This window comes from Ferroacidibacillus organovorans (assembly GCF_001516615.1).
Lineage (GTDB): Bacteria > Bacillota > Bacilli > Alicyclobacillales > SLC66 > Ferroacidibacillus > Ferroacidibacillus ferrooxidans_B.
Genome location: NZ_LPVJ01000070.1, coordinates 91,002 through 110,037, shown reverse-complemented (window position 1 = coordinate 110,037; position 19,036 = coordinate 91,002). Strand labels below are relative to the sequence as shown.

The following is a 19,036-nucleotide window of genomic DNA, read 5'->3' as shown; positions in this document are numbered from 1 at the left end:
TAAGGCGATCAGGCGTTGCTCTCGCGCAGTTCGGGGGTCGCTTCGAACGATTTTAAGAAGCGCTTGTATTTCATGTACATAACGATGCGCCAAGGCAGAAGCATTCCAAAAGCGAGAATGAAAAAGATGCCGCCTGTCTGTGGAATCGTTATATATTTTTCGATGTATCCATGCAGTGCAATGCGGATCACCAGCAATACGAGAAGAACCACGATAAAGGCGGGCGAGCGTTTGAGGTAGACCTGGCCACCGTGCCGCTCAAGCTTTGATGATGCAATAAGGGGAATAGAAAAGAGAACACCGACAAGCAGAGCCGCGAGTGCATAGGTGAGAGGCACGCGTGTCAGTGGAGTAACAAACATGAGAAATCCAGTGCTCATACCGAGTGGCGGGATGAGAATTTTTTTGGCGTTCGTCGGTTTCCGTGCGGCGCGCAGGCGAATCACGATGACCGAGAGCGCAAACGCGATGATCACGATCGTACTTATCCATTGAGCCGCTTGTCCAGATAACACACACATCGCTCCTTGTTTCATGAAGGCGCTGGGCAAGATTTCCCCAGCAAGCCCATGATACTCCACGACTGCGATCGGTTTCAATGTGGATGATAAAGAGAGGGAGCACAATGGAAGCTTGGCGAGCAAATCTTTACATTCTTTTAGGCGGTTCACTTGTCGCATCGGCCAGTTACTCGATGGTCATCCCGTTTCTTCCCCTTTTTCTTGTGAAACTTGGGATTCATCAAAATATCGGACTGTGGAGCGGGATTGTGTTTTCATCGTCTTTTCTGGCTGGAGCGCTCATCTCTCCGGTGTGGGGCGCGCTCGCTGACCGCTATGGCAGACGGCCCATGCTGATTCGTTCGGGGATCGCCCTCACGGTACTCTACGCCGCGATGGCGTTCGTCAAGACACCTGTCGAACTGCTCTTGATCCGTGTCTTGATGGGTCTGTTAAGTGGGTACATTCCAAGTGCCACAGCACTTATCGGCAGCACAACGCCTAAAGCGTCGGTCGGTTTTGCGCTTGCCAGCCTATCGACGGCGACGGCGACCGGGAGCATTCTGGGACCGTTGTTTGGCGGAATTCTAAGCCATGCGTTTTCGTATCAAAACACATTTTTAATCGCAGGGGCATCCGTAGCCATCTCAACGCTTCTTGCGATCATTTGGGTGCGCGAGCCAAACTTTGTCCCATCGGAGAAAAAAATCAGTATTGTCGGCGATTTCTCGCTCGCCGTAAAAAACCGCGGACTGCTCACTGTGTTGATTGCCATGATGATCACGTCATTTGCAATCATGACGATTGAGCCTCTTTTGCCGCTTTATGTCATTCAATTGGGTGTCCCTGTGCAGAACGCTTCTCTTGATACCGGAATTGTCTTTTCAGTTGCGGGACTGTCAGGGATCGTGTTTGGCCCGATCTGGGGACGTTATGGAGATCGCAAGGGATTTCGCAGGACGCTTTTGATCGGACTTCTTGGCGGATCACTCGGGAATATCGCGCAGATCTTTTTTCACAGCGTCTTCGGGTTTGGCGCGATTCGTTTTTTTTATGGAATGTTTTTTTGTGCCGTGTATCCCGCACTCAATGCGTTGACGGTCGAGAAGACAGACGACACATTTCGCGGAAGAGCGTTTGGCATCTCACAGACGTTCAATCAGATGGGGACACTGCTTGGACCGCTCATCGGCGGCTATGTCGGCGATCTCTTTCATATTGACACTGTTTTTGTCATGACGGGAACGTTTCTCCTGATCGTCGCGATTTTTGTTCTTCGCGCGCGGAGTTTGCGCGCTTCGTCTGTGACAATCCCGTGAAGGGTCTATGCGCGCTCGGAGTTGACTGACGGCCTGTGCTATAGTGAATTTGTAGGAATCGGGGTTCATTGTGAAAAGAGGGAATTCAAGTGTCAACCATGCCATTTTTAGATGCGTGCCGTTCGCGCAAGACGTCACGCGTGCCTGTTTGGTATATGCGACAAGCTGGACGCTATCAACCAGAGTATCGCGAGATTCGAAAAAACTATAGTCTTCTTGAGATTTGTGAGCGTCCAGAGCTTTGTGCACAGGTGACGAGTCTGCCGGTCACACAGCTTGGCGTGGATGCGGCGATTCTTTTTTCGGACATTATGGTGCCTGTGGGACCGATGGGTGTGAAGTATGAGATAGTCGAGGGCAGGGGACCTGTGGTTGCACACCCGCTTCGCACGCGACAGGATGTGGACGCTCTACACGGTTTTGACGTTCACGACGCGCTACCCTATGTCCTTGAGACGATCGAACGTGTCAAAGACCGTATTTCTGTGCCGCTCATTGGATTTGCCGGCGCTCCGTTCACATTGGCCAGTTATATGATCGAAGGCGGACCTTCGCGCGATTACCTGCACACAAAGGCTATGATGCATGGCGAACCCGACATGTTCTCAAACCTGATGGCGAAGTTGTCGGAGATGGTGATCTATTATTTGCGCGCGCAGATCACTGCGGGTGCTGACGCGGTGCAGGTGTTTGACTCGTGGGCGGGAAGCCTGTCACCCAAAGATTATGAAATGCATATTCTCCCGCACATGCAGCGCATTTTTAACGCATTGAGTGAGGATGAAGCGCCGAGTATCTACTTTGGCGTGGGGACGGGAGAGCTTTTGCCGTTGTTTAAAACGCTTAAGGCAAACGTGATTGGCGTCGATTGGCGTGTATCGATTCGCGCGGCCCGCGAGCGTGTCGGATCTTCACACGCGATCCAGGGGAATCTTGATCCGGCGCTTTTGCTTGCGCCTTTTGATGTGCTCAAAGCGCGCACCGCTGAGATACTCGCAGAAGGCATGGAAAAACCAGGTTTTATTTTTAATCTGGGGCACGGCGTGTTTCCGGCTGCCTCAACGGATACGCTGCGTCGGTTAACAGAGTTTGTTCATGAATTTAGCGAAGCGAGGTTGAACTATTCATGAACAAGCCAATTGGAATTCTTCTCATGGCGTACGGCACTCCGCGCAGCTTAGATGAAGTAGAGGCCTATTACACACATATCCGCCGCGGAAACAAACCGTCACAGGCCTTGCTCGACGAGTTGATCGGGCGTTACAAGGCGATCGGCGGAGTCTCGCCACTCAATGAAATCACGGACGAACAGGCGCGCAGGCTCGAGCAGACGCTAAATGCCAAAGGATCGCAGTATAAAGTGTATATCGGGATGAAACATGCAGAGCCATTTATCGCTGATGTGGTGCGGCGTATGGCGGATGACGGGATCGCAGAAGCCGTTGGCGTCGTTCTAGCGCCTCACTATTCGACGATGAGTGTAGGGGTCTATACTAAAGAGGCGCAGGAGGCGGCCAAAGCAGTTGGGCTTGAGATGAAATGTGTCTCGTCATGGCATATGCAAGATGCATTTCTTGATGCGCTGGAAGCGCGGCTGCGGGATGCGCTTGAGCGATTTTCCGAGGATGAGCGTCGCCAATTGAAGGTGGTTTTTTCCGCGCACAGTTTACCTGAGCGCATTCTTGCGCTTGGTGATCCGTATCCGAAGCAACTGCTTGAAACCAGTCAGGCATTGGCGGAGCGGGTGCAGATTCGCGATTGGCAGTTTGCCTGGCAAAGCGCAGGGCGCACCGCAGAGCCGTGGCTTGGCCCGGATCTGCTTTTGGTGATGGACGAATTGGCTGAAACAGGGTATCACGCGATGCTGAGCTGTCCTGTCGGTTTTGTCGCGGATCATCTGGAAGTGCTCTATGATCTTGACATTGAGGCAAGGCAGCATGCGTCACAAAAAGGGATTCACTTTGAGCGCACGGCCTCACTCAACGCTGATCAGCGGATGATCGATGCGCTTGTTGCGGCCATTCATGAAGTTGAAGGCGAAAGTCACTTTACAGGTGCGCGATGAACAGGCTTCACGTTGTCGTCGTCGGTGCAGGGGTGACTGGGCTTGCGGCAGCCTATCAATTGATGAAGACAGGACGCGCGGACGTCACCATTTTTGAGGCGAGTGAACAGGTGGGGGGGACGCTGCGTTCGATTGAGAGTGAGCGGCACCTGTTTGAACAGGGCCCGGACTCTTTTCTCGCGCGCAAACGCGTGATGATCGACCTGTGCACAGAACTTGGTTTGCGCGAACAGCTTGTGGGGACAGGTCCCTTGGCGAGAAAGACATACCTTGTGTCGGATGGTAAACTGTATCCATTTCCAAAGGGGACATACATGGGAATTCCCCTCACACAAGAGGCGTTTGAACAGATTCCTTTTCTGAGCGAGGATGGAAAGCGGCGCGCGCTGCTTGACCTGACGATGGGGCCTGATGAAGAGCGTGATAACGACTCAATGGGAGAGTTGCTCACGCGTCGACTTGGGCGCGAGGTAGTCGAGAAGATCGCGGAAGCGGTGCTTGCCGGAGTGCATGCAAGCCCGATTGACCGTCTGAGCGTTGCGGCGACCTATCCAGAGATAGGGGAGGCGGCACGCGGCGGGAGTTTGTTGCGCGGATTGCAGAAATTTGTCGCAGACCGCCAACATATTGCGCAGGACGACGATCTTCCGAAGACAGCGTTTCTCACATTGCGGGGGGGATTGTCTCAGCTTGCGTCGGCGCTTCTTTCTGCCCTTCACGGTCTTGGCGCCACTGTACATACGGGGCGCGCAGTGACTTCGATCGAGTGTTCTTCGCGCGCCTGTGTCGTGCGCACGGCAGGGAGTGAGATAACCTGCGACGCAGTGGTGGTGGCAGTACCTGCGCATCGCGCCTCAAAACTATTCAGCGCTGAAGCGGTGAAACATGCGCTTGAGGGGTTTCATTATGCGTCTGTAGCAACCGTGGCGCTGGCCTATCGTCCACGCGACGTTTTGTTTGAGTTGGATGGCTCGGGGTTTGTCGTTCCGCGAAGGGAAAAGTCTGACGTTACTGCGTGTACGTTTGTTTCCTCAAAATGGCCGCACATGGCGAACAGAGAAGTTGTGACGCTACGGGCCTTTGTGGGACGCGCAGAGGATGATCAGATTGTTGGCGCGCCTGATGAAGAGATTCTCAAGCGCGTGCGCCAAGATCTGGCGAATTGGCTCAAGGCGGATCCTGAGCCGACATTTACGCTTGTCACACGCTGGAACAAAGGAATGCCTCAGTATGAGGTGGGACACTTGGCACGCGTGGCAGAATTGGTTGAAGTAGGCAGTCGCGCATATCCGCGCGTGATTTTTTCGGGTGCTGCGTATCGCGGGGTTGGGTTGCCAGACTGCGCGGCGGACGGGATCGAGGCGGCGCAGTCTGTCCTTGCGATGCATTCATCTTAAGAATAGAATCTGATCGCTTTTTTACTTTTAGAGTTGCTCAACCAATTGATCTGGACTCAGAATAGCGATCAGATCATTATTGTGCTGAAGGACTCCCGAAATCACTTCGGGTTGATCCTCTTGCGGTCGAATGTCTCCTTCGTTGATATCAAGGACATCAAGTGCCTCATCGATCAAGAATGCTATATCTGCAAGAATGAGCAGCCGTGACTCATCGGTCTGCTCACTTTTTTGCATAGAAAAGACAGTGTGCAAATCGGATACAGATGTGACAACACCCCTTAAATTCATGATGCCAAGCACATGCGATGGTGCACAGGGAACAGCGCGGATTTTGCTCAGTCGCTCAATGGAGCGCACCGCATCGACTGGCAATCCATAAATTTCCGTTCCGAGTCGGAATGTAACGCATTTCATTTTTTTCCCTCCTTTTAATCGCTAGATCTGGAACGTCGTCGATTGTTCATGCAGTGACTGAGCATGCGTCGAGAGCGCGGTGCTGGTCGCTGCGATCTCTTCCATGGCGGCCGTTTGTTCTTGTGCCGTGGCCGATACTTCAGTAATCGCTGTGGCAACACGCTGGGCGAGTGTGTCGACAGAAGAGATGGCCTCTTTGACCCGCATGGCTGACGTCGTCATTTCTGCTGCGGATGAAGAAACTTCTTCACTTGTTTTTGCGAGTTCGGAAACTGCGTCAGACAGGCTTTCAAATACAGAAGTTACTTCTTCCATCGCCTGCGTGCTTGCGGCGGCGGAGCGGAAGTCCTCGCGTGCGCTTTGTACGGACTCTTCCGCTTGCGCGCGAATCTCGCGGATCATCTGTTCGATTTTTGCGGTCGCTTCACGCGAATTCTCCGCGAGTTGTCGCACCTCATCTGCAACCACTGCGAAACCGCGCCCGTGCTCGCCCGCTCGTGCGGCCTCGATCGCGGCGTTGAGTGCAAGAAGATTGGTCTGTTCTGCGATTTCTTCAATGAGTCCCACAATTTGACCGATCTGTGCGGATTTTTCTTGCAAAGAAACAGTCCGTGTGACACTGATTTCTGAATTGGCCTGGAGTTTCGCGATTCGCTTTGCGGACAGCGCGACGTGCTCACGTCCGGTCTCCGTCTGCGTAACCAGTTGGGTTGCGAGTTTTGCCGTATCTGTCGTGTGCTTGTGAACGGCTTCGATCAGGCGCGTGAGCGTCGAGATCTGCTCATCAACGTGCAGTGTCTCCTGTGACTGGCGATCGGCAGATTCCGTGACGCGGGAGGAAACCTCTGCGAGATTCATGGACGCGCGAGCGATTTCGCTGGTGGTCGAACCAAGCTCTTGCGAAGAGGCAGTTAGCTCCTGTGCGCTTGCCTGAATTACATTCATCATCGATGCGACGGCCTCCCGCAACTTCTGGAAGGACTCGGTCATCATGCGCGATTCGCGGCTTCTTGGAATAATCCCGTGAAACGCGCGGAAGTCGCCTTCACCCATCCGTTTTGCCCAAGCGACCAATTGTTCAAAAGCACGCGAGATCATCAGCGGCATGAAAATGCCGATGGCAAGCGAGATGAGTATGATGATGATGCTTCCGATCCACTCAATCTGGTTGGTACGCGCGACGAACGCTTCATAATTCGCGAGTGAAGTGTCGCGCGATTTTTCAGCGAGGGTGGTCATCTCGTGCAGTGGCGCGATCAGATTTTCCACATTGATGGATCGCCATATGGCGAGTGCCTTTTTCTGTTGACCAGTCGCTGTGTCCATGAGCGCGTTCCCGAATTGATTTTGATACGCGTTTAGCGCTGTCTGAAATTCTTGCATGTCTGCGCGCAGTCGTGGCGCAGATTGTGCGTTCGATTTTGCAATCGCGCGATTCACAGCTGCGATATCGGCATTGAGAAGCGCCAAGTCAGTTTGCTGGGTTTGAGCGGCGGCTGCCTGAATATCGCCCGTCGGCGAAATGATATAGCGTGCTGAATCTTCGTCAAAACGGCGCACGGAGCTTTTGAGAGCAAGGGCTGAGACAACGACCGGATCATCCTGCGTAAAAATCGACTGAGCGTTCGCCTCAAGTTTGGCTGTCGCAATGTGAATGGACAGTGTCAGGGTGAGATAAAGTGCGATCACAAAACTGAAACCGCCGAATAAGTAAGCGCGAATCGATATGTTTTTCAAGCCTAAAGTCCCTCCGTTCCCTTATTCCATAAAGGCATTCGCGTCAAGGATCAGTGAAACCTCACCGTCACCGAGGATGGTCGCACCCGCGAAATAAGGGATTTTTTTCAGTTTTGCGTCAAGTGATTTGAGAACGACCTCAAACTGCCCCACCAATTCATCCACAGCGATGCCGACGACACGCTCGCCGCGGCTTACAAAAACGACATACGCAGAGGATTCGCCTCCATCCTGGCCAAAGACCGTTTGCGCTCTGACGATAGGCACAACCTGCCCCCGCCAGACGACAACCTCTTTGCCGTGAAGCAGTCGCGTCGGACCGAGTCGGCCAGTCTCTGAAATGCTGCCGATTGGGATCAGATAGGGGTCATTGCCAATGCGCACCATTAACCCATCCATGATGGCAAGCGTCATCGGCAGGCGAATTACAAACTTCGTGCCCCGCCCTTCTTCGCTATACACATCGATTTTTCCTGAAAGGGCCTCAATCTTGGTGCGCACAACATCAAGCCCTACGCCCCGTCCCGACAGATCGCTGATTTGATCTGCGGTAGAAAACCCCGATGCGAAGAGCAATTGATTGACTTGATGGTCTGTCAACACATCATTTGCGCCGACAATTCCGCGCTCACGCGCTTTTTTTAGTACTTTTTCGCGAGGAATCCCGCCACCGTCATCTTCGACTTCGATAAAGACATGATTTCCGGCGGAGTATGCGCGCAGTTCGATTCTGCCAACCGGCGGTTTTCCGGCAATCCGTCTTTTTTCGGCCGATTCAATACCGTGGTCGAGGGAGTTTCGCAGCATATGCAGGATTGGGTCGCCAATCTCTTCGACAACCGTGCGGTCAAGTTCTGTTGCCTCTCCGGTCATGACGAACTCAATCTGCTTGTTTAAAGATTGTGCAGTATCGCGCACCATTCGCGGGAAGCGATTGAACACACTCTCAACGGGAATCATCCTGATAGACATGATCAGTTCCTGCAGTTCGTTTGACAGTCGACTCATGTGATCGATTGTTTCACTCAGGTCTTGGTGCTCGACTTCAGTCCGAATCCGTTCGAGTCGCGTTTTGTCGATCACAAGCTCTGAAACCAGGTTCATCAGATCATCCAGTCTTCCTGTGTCGACGCGAATGGTGCTCGTTTTCCGTTTTTCTGTTTTGGCCGACTCGCTGAGGTTTGTTGAGACGAGATTCTCCCCACGGATCGCGCCCGCATCCGTTTTCAGCCATTCACGCAACTCCACGAGGCTCACTTCAAGAATGCTTTGGATGCGCGTTTGAATCACGTCTGAACTCTCGTTTGCGTAACAGACGAAGAGGACTTCGTGATCCATTTCTTCAGCCTCTATTTTTGTGATGTGTGGATCACAAAAAAGAAGCTGGTCATGGCCGCCAACCGCTTCGAACACCATAAACATCCGTGCTGCTTTCATGCGGCAGCTCTGTGCCAGCCGTATGCCCACTTCCAATACCGTTTTTCCTTCTTCGAGTACTTTGCTAATTACAGTGCGAACGTGAGGATCATCGGTGATATTTCGATTCTCAGGAAGCAAATTATCAGTCTTTTGGTAGGTTTCGCCGGTGAGCAACCATTCGTGGACGGAGCGAGGAATGATTTCTGAGACGCTCATCAACGTCTCGCCCACTTCGTCCATATCCTCGCGCGTCGCAATCACGGCAGTAATCTCCCCGGAATAATCTCCCGCATCAAGGATTGTTGCATCGGGTGTCGTCGAGAGAAGCTGGTTCTGGTCAATGCGCTGCAGCCATTGCTGAAATCGGGCGAGTGGCATCACGCAATTTTTGTCAAAGCCAATCGTGATCTCAAAGACGCGGTACCCTTGACGAATCGCCTCTTCGGCCACTTTGCGCTCAGCCGAAAGTAACGGACGATCAGTTTCGGACATCGTTGGTTTGACGGTGGAGGGCTTTTCGTTCGGTCCCTTGCGCGCGGCAGTTAGCGCGCGAAGCACTTCGCTCACATCCATGGCGCGCTCTTGACCTGACGATTCGATATCGTCAAGCAGTGTTTCAAGATGGTCCAGTCCATGCAGCAGTGCGTCAACGACAGGTGTGCTCATGGTCAATCGGCCATTTCGCACATCGTCCAAGAGGTTCTCTGCGCTGTGGGTAATTTCTCCCATGCGCTGAAATCCCATGGTCATGGCCATGCCTTTTATCGTATGTGCTGCGCGAAATATGGTGGGTATCACGCTAAGGTCGTTTGTCTTTTCAAGACGCATCAAGCCGTCTGACCAGGCCTGAAGGTGTTCACGCGTTTCATCGACAAACATCGTTAAATACTCTACGCTCACAGGCTACACCTCGATAGGATAAAGCGTCGAAAGGAATCGAATCGTCGCAGATCTTGACTCATCCTAGAATTATTCGCGGCAATGCCAGGCATTTCCTGCCCGCTTTCAATTTTTCATAGACGGATCGGAACATGCGCAAAAGTATCCTTGAGATGGGTTGAAGAGGGTATGGGTTTGTCGCTGAGCGTGCAAAATGAAGGTGCAAAGAATGTGTGGGGGGGAATCGCTGTGGTTTTTCGAAAGGTTGCTCTTATGTTTGTTTGCAGTGGATTTTTGTTCGCGAATGGCGCTCAATACAAGGTGTTTGCCAGCAGTGCAGGCGCCACTTTAAGTGCGAGTCGCGTGTTTTACACAAGCGTTGCGCAAGCGGAAAATGCGACTCACACATTGACGGTGAATCTGGTTGCGCTGGACTACAAGTTTGCGCCAGAAACATTGACGGTAACGCATGGAACACGTGTGACGGTGCATCTCTTTAATCGGGGAAAATCCATGCACAATTGGACCTTGACAAGTGGTGGATACACAGTAAGCACGCCTAACGTAAAACCTGGTCACGCCGAGACGGTGACCTTTATGGCGGGCAAAAAAGGAGAGTTTCCGTTTTATTGTTCGGTGCGAAATCATAAAGAGATGGGTATGGTTGGTAAGCTAATCGTTCGTTGATGACACGTATGTCTTAACGTATAAACGCTACAACCATTGAAATCCGCAACAGAACGTCACTAGTCAATGCATTGTGTGAATCAATTTTTATCCTTCATCGCTTCAATGACCAATTTGTCAAGTTTTACAGACAGATCAAGCAGCTTTGGGTCATCCAGGCGGTTTGTTCCATTGTAAAGTGTATCCATTTCACTGCGAAGACTGTCAATCGCAGCTTCAAGCGTGGCAGCACTCATGTAATTTCTGTTCGCACCTTTCAGTTTATTTTTAGGTTTATCCTCTGCGAGGCGGAACCCTCGACGTATCGTTTGGCAACATCGCGATCCTATCATGTTACACCCCGTTTGTCACGGACTTTATTGGGGAAATTCGTAAAAAAATATAGAATACATATCCTAAAATGTCGAAAAGTCGAAAAAGGCAAATTTCCTGACGGATCCATCTACCTTTTTCGACAATTTCGGCGAACGTTTGTGTTGCTTTATTGAGCTTGTGAAAGCGCATGCTGAACTTTTTGTTTGACGTCCTCTGTCGTATGTCCCTCAATTTGGTTTCTCTCAATTAGCGTCACAAAAATCCCGTCTTTTAATACGGCAATCGACGGGGAGGATGGTGCGTAACCTTTAAAATAGGCGCGCGCATGTTGCGTCGCTTCGACATCCTGGCCCGCAAAAACAGTCACCAGATGATCAGGTTTCGGGCCTTCCGCGATTGCCTGCGCCACAGCTGGACGCGCGATTCCCGCAGCGCATCCGCAAATGGAGTTTACCACGCAAAGTGTGACTCCTTTTTCTGAAAAGGCGTTGTCAACATCCTGGGAAGACCGCAATTCTTTAAATCCAATGTCTGTGAGTTCTTTGCGCATGGGTTGAATAATCTCAAGAAAAATCGGTGAATCGTAAGCCATGGTTCCATCCTCCTGTCATTACCTAAACGTTAGGCTTTCATGCTTCAAAGTATACCACACATGAAATGAGTGGTTGGCTTTGACGAAGGCGCTTTGTATTAATGGACGACTACTGTCGGTTTGCCGTCACTTCGTTTTTCTTTTTTGTCCCTAATTTGTTGCCTGCGCGATGCAGGAAAATGTATCCGGCAATAAGAATCAGCACGCCTAGGATAAAGAGAATGGGATGGGCGAAAAAGAGGTGGACAAGCGCCTTCCACTCCGTGCCAATCGTTGCGCCAAGAAGGATAAAGGCGATGACCCAGATGGCGGTTGAAATAAGGCTGATCACGACAAAAATCCACGGCTTCATCTTGTTGATCCCGGCGATGTAAACAATGATCACGCGAACGCCTGCGATAAATCGTCCGAAAAGTAGAATGGGAATCGAGTAGCGCTTAAAGATGTCTTCAAAGCGATTCAGTTTCTCTTCTGTTAAACGGATCAGTTTCCCGACGCGCAGAAGAAGGGGGCGGCCAAGAAAGAAGCCGATCAAATACGCGATGACGGAGCCCACGAATGAACCGATGGTTGCCGCGATGATGAGGGGAATTAGCTTGAAATCCCCTTGGTGCCACATCACACCAGAAATGACCAGTGTCGTTTCGGCGGGGAACGGAATGAAAATAAATTCAAGGATCAATCCCACAAAGACACCAAGATAGCCATAATGAGTGAGAATCGTATGCGCGGACATCTGCCACCATCCTATGTTTTCCAGTTGATTTTGCACGCGCTGTGCGTGTCTTTCATCAAACAAGACGCTGTGCTCGGCCAAGAAGTTCAGTGGTCTAAAAACGTTCTCAGTTTTGCCAAACATGAAGAGGTTGTTTCTGTAGTTTAGGGATGACGCAGCGTCGCGTCAATGCAAGCGGCGATTTTGCATAAAGTTTACAGTGTAGAATAGCCGATTTGTTATACTTTGCGTATTACGCGCAAAATGTTGCGGATTGTTATGATGATATGGAGGCTATGGTGTGCACTGGATTCCGTTTTCTTATGAGAGCCGACAAAAGCGAATCGACTATTTAGCGCATACCCCGTTTGATCTCCTCATTATCGGCGGCGGCATAACAGGCGCTGGCATCGCGCGCGAAGCTGCGCTGTCGGGTCTGCGCGTCGCGTTGATTGAAGCGAAGGATTTTGGCAGCGGGACCAGCAGCCGCTCGACAAAATTGTTTCACGGGGGACTTCGCTACCTTGAACACGCAGAGTTTTTGCTTGTGCGTGAAGGGGGGCGTGAGCGTGAGGGAATGCAGCGACTGGCGCCTCATTTGGTTGAACCGCTCCCTTTTTTATTGCCGATTTATCGCTCGATGAAATACGGGAAATTTGCGATGGGTACAGCCGTCTGGCTGTACGACCGATTGGCACAAGTGTCGGCGGATGAACAGCGCGTGATACTGTCAAGGGAAGAGGTCTTGCAAGCGGAACCTGGTTTGAATGAGGAAGATCTCACGGGTGGCATTCGCTATCACGAATATTTGACTGATGACGCGCGCTGTGTCGTTACTGTGATACGCGCGGCAGAGCTGCTTGGCGCTTGTGCGCTCAATTATGCGCGGTGCATCGGACTTTTGGTGGATGAAGAAAGCGGGTTGATACGCGGGGCGCGCGTCAGTGTCGAAGAAGGTGGCACATTTGAAGTTCGAGCAAGGGTTGTCGTCAACGCGGCGGGACCGTGGATCGAGTCTGTGCTTGCGATGGAGGAAGATGACACGTCTTTGCGAACTGGCCCGCGCATCCTTCACAGCCGGGGCGTTCACCTCGTTTTTCCGCGCAAACGGCTCCCGATCACGCATGCGTTTGCGATCCAGACGCCAGATGGACGGTTGATGTTTATCATTCCGCGACAGGATGTCACGTTTGTCGGCACGACAGATGAGGCGTATGAGGGAGAATTGTATCAACCAGGCATTCACGAACGGGATGTGGCCTATTTGCTTGATCTGCTGCACGGGCTGTTTCCAAATGCAAATATTGTGGAACAGGATATCATCGGTCAATGGTCTGGCGTGCGGCCGCTTGTGCTTGAGCCTGGAAAAGAGACGAAAGACGTCTCGCGAAAGGATCAGATATCCATCGGTTCGCGGCATCTCGTCACGATTGCGGGCGGCAAGTTGACGGCGTGGCGAAAGATGGCCGAAGAAGTGATGGAACATGTTTATGAAGTGATGGAGCGCCAAGGACACCCTGTCAACCCATACCATCGCGAGCGTGCCAGCCACCTTTCTCCGATTTCTCCGCTGCCTGGCAGTTTGCAGATTCCCCCAAAAGGGGTCGCGGCGTGGTCGCAGCGTGAAAGTGAGAGAATGGTTGAACGTTATGGGATTGCGCGCGAGGACGCTTTTTGGCTAACACGTCGCTATGGGGATGAGGCGGAGAGCGTTTTGCTATGCGCAGAGCGAACGGATGGGTTGGCGCGGGTGCAAAACGATGTTCCGCTTTTAAAAGGTGAACTCGACTATCTGATAGAGGCTGAGTTGGTTTGCCATCTCTCAGATCTTGTTGTGCGGCGAACGGGTCTCGGCTATTTTGGGGGTGACGCGGCGATGCGCGCGCTACCGGAAATCGCGGGCGCGATGGCGAAGCGCTTGGGTTGGGACGATGCGCGTGTCAATGAAGAAATCGCGGCGTGCACGGTACAGGCTTATTGGGAAGAGCGTGATTTGCGGGCGCAGCGTATTAAAGGTCACGTGCAGAGTATCACGGGTTGAAGGGGCGAACCAAGGTTGTCAGTGGAGCGAATGGAAAAGAGTGAGTTACTTAAAGCGCTTGAAGATTACGATGCGCGAGATCTGGAGATTGCGCTGCGCGCGGCAGACGCAAACCGTCGCGCGCGAACGGGAGAACTCTACTTTTTACACCATTTATTCGAGGAGCAGTTTGACTGGGGTGCGGCAGCAGAAAAAGGGGAGATTGAGATTACTCTCCCGATCAATCTGCTTGTGATGAATCCAGGGAAAATGGTGCATGGGGGCGTTTTGGCTCTGCTTTGCGACAACGCGATGGGCATCGCCAGTCACGCGCGCGCCATGCGCGACGGCGTGACCGTAGAACTGACCGTGCGCTATCACAAACCGGCGCGCGGCACAAAGCTTCGTGCCGTTGGGCGGGTCGTCTCAGCGGGCTCGCAGGTGAATAGTACACAATGTGAGATTTATGACGATGAAGGGCAATTGGTGACATCGGCGTCTGGAACCTTTTATCATAAAAAGCCTCGTTAGTGTTTAAAGTGCGCGATGAGCATACAAAAAGGCAGCACCCGCGAGTGGGCGCTGCCTTTTTGTATGCATTTTACATTAGGCGTTCGTTGTAGATCCGGCCGTTGTCGATGATGCAGACGTTGTGCTAGCGGTTGTAGAACGCACTTTAAAAACATGACTCAGTGCGTTTGGCAGCTTGGCGTCTATTTTTTGCTCGATCGCCGTCACCTTGGCGGCGGTCAGGTGGCCTTTTGCCTCGACTTTTGCGAGACGCGCCGCGACGAGGGACTTTGCGTCAGCAAGCAGGGCGGTGTTTGAGACGCCTTGTGCCGCGGCGATTTGATTTAGAGACTGGCCTGCGCGAAGATCGGCGCGAAGTTGCTTTGCGGTGATGTGGAGATCGGTTGCAAGCGACTTTGCGTCGAATTTTTTCATGAATCTGTGATGGTGCATGTGGTGGCCTTTTCCGTGGTGCCAGGCGTCCTTTTGAGATGTTGCCTGAGACGCTGCTGTCGGTGGGTTTGTAGCGTGAGTTGCCGCAGTGGACGTCGTCGAAGTGGAATTTGTGGCGGCGAATGCGCCTGACCCTCCGAATCCTGCCGAGCCGAGAAGAGCGAGCGCCACCATGCTGAACGTGAATTTTTTTGATGTCATGCGAACTCCTCCTAGTTTTTCTGATTGGATGGATTTGGACGGGGCCCGTCCTCTTCACACGGATCATTGTGACTTGTACCGCTTTAAATTCTCTTGAAATCTACCGATTCATATTTTCTTTACCTAATTGTCTAGCCAACCCGTGCAGGAAGAACAGGGATTCCCGATGGACAAGCATTGAGAAATGAAGTGAAACGTGGGACGATAGATCCAGGATTTAAATCGGAATTCAATCATGAAGGGGTATGATTCGTGAGACTGTTATTGATTGAAGACGAGGTGCGTCTTGCCAAAGCATTGCAACAGACTTTTTCTGAGCATCACTATATTGTGGATCTGGCGCATGACGGCGCGACGGGACTCGATCTTGCGCAAACCGATACGTATGACATCATACTCGTTGACGTGATGTTGCCCAACATGAGCGGTTATGAGGTTGTCCGAAAGCTGCGCAAGACGGGCCACGCCACCCCCATTCTCATGCTGACTGCGCGCGACGCTGTGGATGACCGGGTGGAGGGGCTTGACGCGGGCGCAGATGACTATCTCGTCAAGCCTTTTGCGACAAAAGAACTATTGGCGCGTGTTCGGGCACTGAGCAGGCGCAGTGGCGAGATGCTCGATGTGGAAGAGGTTTCTGTCGGGGCCATCTCGATTGACTCAGTATCGCGTTCCGTGTATGTGGCAGGAGAGCCGTACAGTTTAACTGGAAAGGAATTCCAACTCCTTGAGCTGTTCATGCGAAACCCGAATCAGGTGCTGCCAAAGGAACTGATCCTAGATCGCGTCTGGGGCGTCGAAGCGCCAATGGATCGCAACGCTGTTGAGATTTATGTCCACTTCCTTCGGAAAAAAATGGACAAAGTTCGCATTGATCGGAAGATCGAACTGGCGGAGATGCCAGTCATCGAGACGGTGAGGGGGGTTGGCTACGCATTACGCGGGGGGAAATGACCTTTTTCGCACTGCGCGCATCAAAGTTACGCTGCTTTTGGTTGCACTCTTGCTTGGCCTTTATCTCATCATGGCGGGAGGGGTTTACGTATGGGTACGGCAATCAACGCTCGCAAGCCTTGACCATGTCGTGCGCTTTGAATCGTTCTCGCTCTTGTCGCGAGGCGCGTTTGTCCGTTTGCTCATCGCAAACGTGCCTGCCCTCCAGGTCCCGATTGATCCCATTCTTCCCCCTTTCTTTTTTGGCAGCGGTGGAACGACTCAGGGGGGCCATGGGCAGATGCCTTTTGCGCACAGTCTTTCGACGCGTTTGAGCGATATGCTTGACCCGAATTTTGCGATTGCCGTTTATAGTCCTTCACAAAAACTTCTCTACAGTGCAGGCACATCCATTGGAACGCCCCGACTGTCGTTTGCGGCATCAAGGGGACAGTCTTATTTCACGACACAGTGGACAGATCATGGAAAGATTTTGTTGCGCACCATGACCGTTGAGATTCGGCGAGACGGGAATCTGCTCGGCTATTTGAGCATCGGCTATAACGCGACGCGAGAATTGACCGTGCTCTCCCGCCTGATCCACATTCTGCTCATTGTCGGCATGGGCGGTGCGCTGCTCGCCCTGCTGGGGAGTTTTTATGCGTCCGGGCGCGCGCTGTCGCCGATTAAGCGGTCATGGGAGCGTCAGCGGCAATTTGTCGGGGATGCGTCTCACGAACTGCGAACACCCCTTGCCGTGATTCAGTCCAATCTCGACATTGTACTCACCCACGCGCATGAAGGGGTCATCGACAATCTTGAGTGGCTCAATAACGCGAAGGCGGAGGCGCGGCGCTTGACGCGTCTGACAGAAGACTTGTTGACACTTGCGCGCGCGGATTCTACCATGACGCCACTTCGAAGTGAACGCGTCGATTTGCGAGCCATCGCCGAAAACGTCCATGACGCGTATGCGATCTACGCGGAGAGCAAAGACATACAGTTTCTACTCGAACCCTCTCCGGATGACGCGGTTGTGACGGGTGATGCGGATCGGCTCCATCAACTGTTTGTCATCCTTCTTGATAACGCAATCAAATATACGCAAGAAGGCGGACGCATCACGCTGAAGGTTGAAGTGACAAAAGGAACGATTGTGATCATTGTCGAAGATACAGGTATCGGCATCGAAAAAGGCGAACAGTCCCTCGTCTTCGAGCGCTTTTTTCGGAGTGACGTGGCGCGCGAGCGCGAATCAGGCGGGTTGGGACTAGGACTTTCGATTGCCAAGTGGATCGTCGAAGCGCACCGCGGACGGATAAGTGTTGACAGTGAGCTTGGCGTTGGTACGACGTTTCGCGTCGTGCTGCCGCGTGCGGCAGGTGCACACCAGGCTCAGGCGGTCCAGCAGACAGATCGTTCAAAGGTGGATTACAAGTGATGAATAGTCTGATAGTATGGTTGCAGTTGGTTCTCATCGCGCTCGGCATTGCTGCGTTTTTCACGCGAAAACCGAATCATTCTGCGCGGGGCGAAGATTTATATCGCATGCGAGAAGAGATTTCGCAGGAAATTTCCAAAGAGTTGTCAAGGCAACGGGTGGAGGATGCACAACAGAATGCCGTACTGCGCCAAGAGCTTTCCACCATGGGCGCTGAGTTGAGGCAGACGGTTGACGCGTTTTCGCAACAGATGCAGCGCACCGTTCAAACGGAGTATCGACAGCTTGCGGAAACGCTTGAGCGATCGTCGACTGCGACCCGCCGCGAACTCGTAGAGTTGGGTGAACGCACACTGCGTCAGACTGACGAACGGCTTGCGTCGCTGCAGGGCACGGTAGATGAAAAGTTGCGGTTTTTGCAGCAGAGCAACGAGCAAAAGCTTGAGCAGATGCGCCAGACGGTGGATGAAAAGTTGCACGCAACGCTCGAAAAACGTCTTGGCGAATCGTTTCGCCTGGTTTCGGAGCGGCTGGAACTGGTGCACAAAGGCCTTGGCGATATGCAGTCGCTTGCGCACGGTGTCGGCGATTTGAAGCGCATGATGCAGAGCGTGAAAGTGCGCGGCACGTGGGGTGAGGTTCAGCTTCAATCGTTGCTTGAGCACGTGCTGACCGATGGGCAGTACGCGCGAAATGTTCAGGTGGTCCCTGGATCTGCAGAGCGCGTCGACTTTGCGCTGCGGCTTCCCGGCCGATCTGCTTCTTCTGACGAACCGGTTTGGCTTCCGCTTGACAGCAAGTTTCCGCTGGAGGATTACCAGCGTCTTGTCGAGGCGCAAGAGGTGGCAGACCTTTCGCGGATGGAGGAGGCTGGAAAGGCGCTTGAGCGCCGTTTGCTGCAAGAGGCGGGATCGATCGCCGCAAAGTACATTCATCCTCCTGCGACGACGGATTTTGCTCTGCTCTTTTTGCCGACGGAAGGTCTCTATGCTGAAGCGATCAAGCGTCCGGGATTGGTGGAACGCCTCCAGCGTGAGCATCGCGTGGTCATTGCAGGTCCTACGACGCTTGGCGCACTGCTCAATAGCCTGCAGATGGGTTTTCGGACACTCGCGATTGAACAGCGTTCTACCGAAGTTTGGAAGACCCTTGGGTCGGTCAAGACGGAATTTCAGAAATTCGGTTCAATCATTGAGAAGGTCAGGAAGAAGATGGACGCTGCGAGCAGTGAGTTTCAAGGTGTGGAGGTTCGCACTCGTGCGATGCAGCGGGCACTGCGCGCTGTGGAGGCATTGCCTGTGACCGAACACGATGCTTCGCATGTCGAACTTCAGAATTTTATGTATGACGAAGAACACGCGTTGGTTTCTGATGAAAGTTGAATGTTGCGCGTTTTGCAGACGTTTGTGAAAAGGGATTCAGATTATGTGGAGCCG

Annotated in this window: 18 protein-coding genes; 10 read left to right on the top strand and 8 right to left on the bottom strand. The window is 52.5% G+C overall.

What is annotated here, in order from left to right; all coding sequences use genetic code 11:
- Window positions 1-8: 8 nt before the first annotated feature.
- Window positions 9-515: a CcdC family protein gene (locus ATW55_RS14450; protein WP_235587153.1), complete on the bottom strand. Its 507-nt coding sequence runs from the start codon at window positions 513-515 to the stop codon at window positions 9-11.
- A gap of 110 nt (window positions 516-625) precedes the next feature.
- Here ATW55_RS14450 and ATW55_RS14445 point away from each other — a divergent pair, with 110 nt between their 5' ends.
- The 4 genes from ATW55_RS14445 (at window position 626) to hemG (ending at window position 5,281) form a co-directional block, all read left to right on the top strand.
- Complete coding sequence (locus ATW55_RS14445; RefSeq protein ID WP_067719513.1) at window positions 626-1,819, top strand: MFS transporter; 1,194 nt, start codon at window positions 626-628, stop codon at window positions 1,817-1,819.
- Between the two features lie 98 nt (window positions 1,820-1,917).
- Window positions 1,918-2,949, top strand: coding sequence for a uroporphyrinogen decarboxylase (hemE, locus tag ATW55_RS14440; protein WP_067719773.1), 1,032 nt, complete (start codon window positions 1,918-1,920; stop codon window positions 2,947-2,949).
- Window positions 2,946-3,884, top strand: a complete 939-nt coding sequence (hemH, locus tag ATW55_RS14435) for a ferrochelatase (protein WP_067719510.1) — start codon at window positions 2,946-2,948, stop codon at window positions 3,882-3,884. Before hemE ends, hemH begins: the two co-directional genes overlap by 4 nt.
- On the top strand, window positions 3,881-5,281 hold the full coding sequence (gene hemG, locus ATW55_RS14430; protein WP_067719507.1) for a protoporphyrinogen oxidase: 1,401 nt from the start codon (window positions 3,881-3,883) through the stop codon (window positions 5,279-5,281). Before hemH ends, hemG begins: the two co-directional genes overlap by 4 nt.
- A gap of 27 nt (window positions 5,282-5,308) precedes the next feature.
- On the opposite strand, the gene ATW55_RS14425 is transcribed toward hemG, so the two are convergent.
- Genes ATW55_RS14425 through ATW55_RS14415 form a run of 3 tightly spaced genes read right to left on the bottom strand, consistent with a single transcriptional unit; the run spans window position 5,309 to window position 9,754 of the window.
- Window positions 5,309-5,698, bottom strand: a complete 390-nt coding sequence (locus tag ATW55_RS14425; RefSeq protein WP_067719504.1) for a chemotaxis protein CheW — start codon at window positions 5,696-5,698, stop codon at window positions 5,309-5,311.
- 21 nt (window positions 5,699-5,719) lie between these two features.
- Window positions 5,720-7,435 (bottom strand): methyl-accepting chemotaxis protein, encoded by a 1,716-nt coding sequence (locus tag ATW55_RS14420; RefSeq protein WP_067719501.1) that lies wholly within the window; start codon window positions 7,433-7,435, stop codon window positions 5,720-5,722.
- 21 nt (window positions 7,436-7,456) lie between these two features.
- Window positions 7,457-9,754: a chemotaxis protein CheA gene (locus tag ATW55_RS14415; protein ID WP_067719497.1), complete on the bottom strand. Its 2,298-nt coding sequence runs from the start codon at window positions 9,752-9,754 to the stop codon at window positions 7,457-7,459.
- 174 nt (window positions 9,755-9,928) lie between these two features.
- Here ATW55_RS14415 and ATW55_RS14410 point away from each other — a divergent pair, with 174 nt between their 5' ends.
- On the top strand, window positions 9,929-10,420 hold the full coding sequence (locus tag ATW55_RS14410) for a cupredoxin domain-containing protein (protein WP_160327264.1): 492 nt from the start codon (window positions 9,929-9,931) through the stop codon (window positions 10,418-10,420).
- A gap of 80 nt (window positions 10,421-10,500) precedes the next feature.
- Here the strand turns inward: ATW55_RS14410 and ATW55_RS16395 are convergent, their stop codons facing one another.
- From ATW55_RS16395 to ATW55_RS14400, 3 genes are all read right to left on the bottom strand, one after another.
- A complete protein-coding gene (locus tag ATW55_RS16395) occupies window positions 10,501-10,656 on the bottom strand; it encodes a Spo0E family sporulation regulatory protein-aspartic acid phosphatase (protein ID WP_160327263.1) in 156 nt (51 codons plus the stop codon).
- A 245-nt stretch (window positions 10,657-10,901) separates the two neighbouring features.
- Window positions 10,902-11,327, bottom strand: a complete 426-nt coding sequence (locus tag ATW55_RS14405) for a BrxA/BrxB family bacilliredoxin (protein WP_067719490.1) — start codon at window positions 11,325-11,327, stop codon at window positions 10,902-10,904.
- A 109-nt stretch (window positions 11,328-11,436) separates the two neighbouring features.
- The gene (locus tag ATW55_RS14400) at window positions 11,437-12,063 is read right to left on the bottom strand and encodes a DedA family protein (protein ID WP_067719487.1); all 627 of its coding nucleotides are present in this window, start codon (window positions 12,061-12,063) and stop codon (window positions 11,437-11,439) included.
- A gap of 280 nt (window positions 12,064-12,343) precedes the next feature.
- On the opposite strand from ATW55_RS14400, the gene ATW55_RS14395 reads away from it, so the two are divergent.
- Window positions 12,344-14,083 carry a glycerol-3-phosphate dehydrogenase/oxidase gene (locus ATW55_RS14395; protein WP_067719482.1) on the top strand — a complete coding sequence of 580 codons (1,740 nt, stop codon included), beginning with the start codon at window positions 12,344-12,346 and terminating at the stop codon, window positions 14,081-14,083.
- 21 nt (window positions 14,084-14,104) lie between these two features.
- The gene (locus ATW55_RS14390; RefSeq protein WP_235587160.1) at window positions 14,105-14,593 is read left to right on the top strand and encodes a PaaI family thioesterase; all 489 of its coding nucleotides are present in this window, start codon (window positions 14,105-14,107) and stop codon (window positions 14,591-14,593) included.
- A gap of 75 nt (window positions 14,594-14,668) precedes the next feature.
- Here the strand turns inward: ATW55_RS14390 and ATW55_RS14385 are convergent, their stop codons facing one another.
- On the bottom strand, window positions 14,669-15,226 hold the full coding sequence (locus ATW55_RS14385) for a hypothetical protein (RefSeq protein WP_067719474.1): 558 nt from the start codon (window positions 15,224-15,226) through the stop codon (window positions 14,669-14,671).
- A 252-nt stretch (window positions 15,227-15,478) separates the two neighbouring features.
- On the opposite strand from ATW55_RS14385, the gene ATW55_RS14380 reads away from it, so the two are divergent.
- The 3 genes from ATW55_RS14380 to rmuC are packed head-to-tail and all read left to right on the top strand — an operon-like array spanning window position 15,479 to window position 18,982.
- The gene (locus ATW55_RS14380; protein ID WP_067719470.1) at window positions 15,479-16,180 is read left to right on the top strand and encodes a response regulator transcription factor; all 702 of its coding nucleotides are present in this window, start codon (window positions 15,479-15,481) and stop codon (window positions 16,178-16,180) included.
- On the top strand, window positions 16,152-17,600 hold the full coding sequence (locus ATW55_RS14375) for a sensor histidine kinase (protein WP_067719466.1): 1,449 nt from the start codon (window positions 16,152-16,154) through the stop codon (window positions 17,598-17,600). Before ATW55_RS14380 ends, ATW55_RS14375 begins: the two co-directional genes overlap by 29 nt.
- Window positions 17,600-18,982, top strand: a complete 1,383-nt coding sequence (rmuC, locus tag ATW55_RS14370) for a DNA recombination protein RmuC (RefSeq protein WP_082685899.1) — start codon at window positions 17,600-17,602, stop codon at window positions 18,980-18,982. The genes ATW55_RS14375 and rmuC overlap by 1 nt, the downstream gene beginning before the upstream one ends.
- Window positions 18,983-19,036: the final 54 nt, after the last annotated feature.

What these genes read in the sequence shown, in the direction of transcription:
- ATW55_RS16395 (WP_160327263.1), bottom strand. Translation starts at nt 10,656, where the DNA reads ATGAGTGCTGCCACGCTTGAAGCTGCGATTGACAGTCTTCGCAGTGAA.
- hemH (WP_067719510.1), top strand. Translation starts at nt 2,946, where the DNA reads ATGAACAAGCCAATTGGAATTCTTCTCATGGCGTACGGCACTCCGCGC.
- rmuC (WP_082685899.1), top strand. Translation starts at nt 17,600, where the DNA reads ATGAATAGTCTGATAGTATGGTTGCAGTTGGTTCTCATCGCGCTCGGC.
- ATW55_RS14445 (WP_067719513.1), top strand. Translation starts at nt 626, where the DNA reads ATGGAAGCTTGGCGAGCAAATCTTTACATTCTTTTAGGCGGTTCACTT.
- ATW55_RS14405 (WP_067719490.1), bottom strand. Translation starts at nt 11,327, where the DNA reads ATGGCTTACGATTCACCGATTTTTCTTGAGATTATTCAACCCATGCGC.
- ATW55_RS14385 (WP_067719474.1), bottom strand. Translation starts at nt 15,226, where the DNA reads ATGACATCAAAAAAATTCACGTTCAGCATGGTGGCGCTCGCTCTTCTC.
- ATW55_RS14425 (WP_067719504.1), bottom strand. Translation starts at nt 5,698, where the DNA reads ATGAAATGCGTTACATTCCGACTCGGAACGGAAATTTATGGATTGCCA.
- hemG (WP_067719507.1), top strand. Translation starts at nt 3,881, where the DNA reads ATGAACAGGCTTCACGTTGTCGTCGTCGGTGCAGGGGTGACTGGGCTT.
- hemE (WP_067719773.1), top strand. Translation starts at nt 1,918, where the DNA reads ATGCCATTTTTAGATGCGTGCCGTTCGCGCAAGACGTCACGCGTGCCT.
- ATW55_RS14400 (WP_067719487.1), bottom strand. Translation starts at nt 12,063, where the DNA reads ATGTCCGCGCATACGATTCTCACTCATTATGGCTATCTTGGTGTCTTT.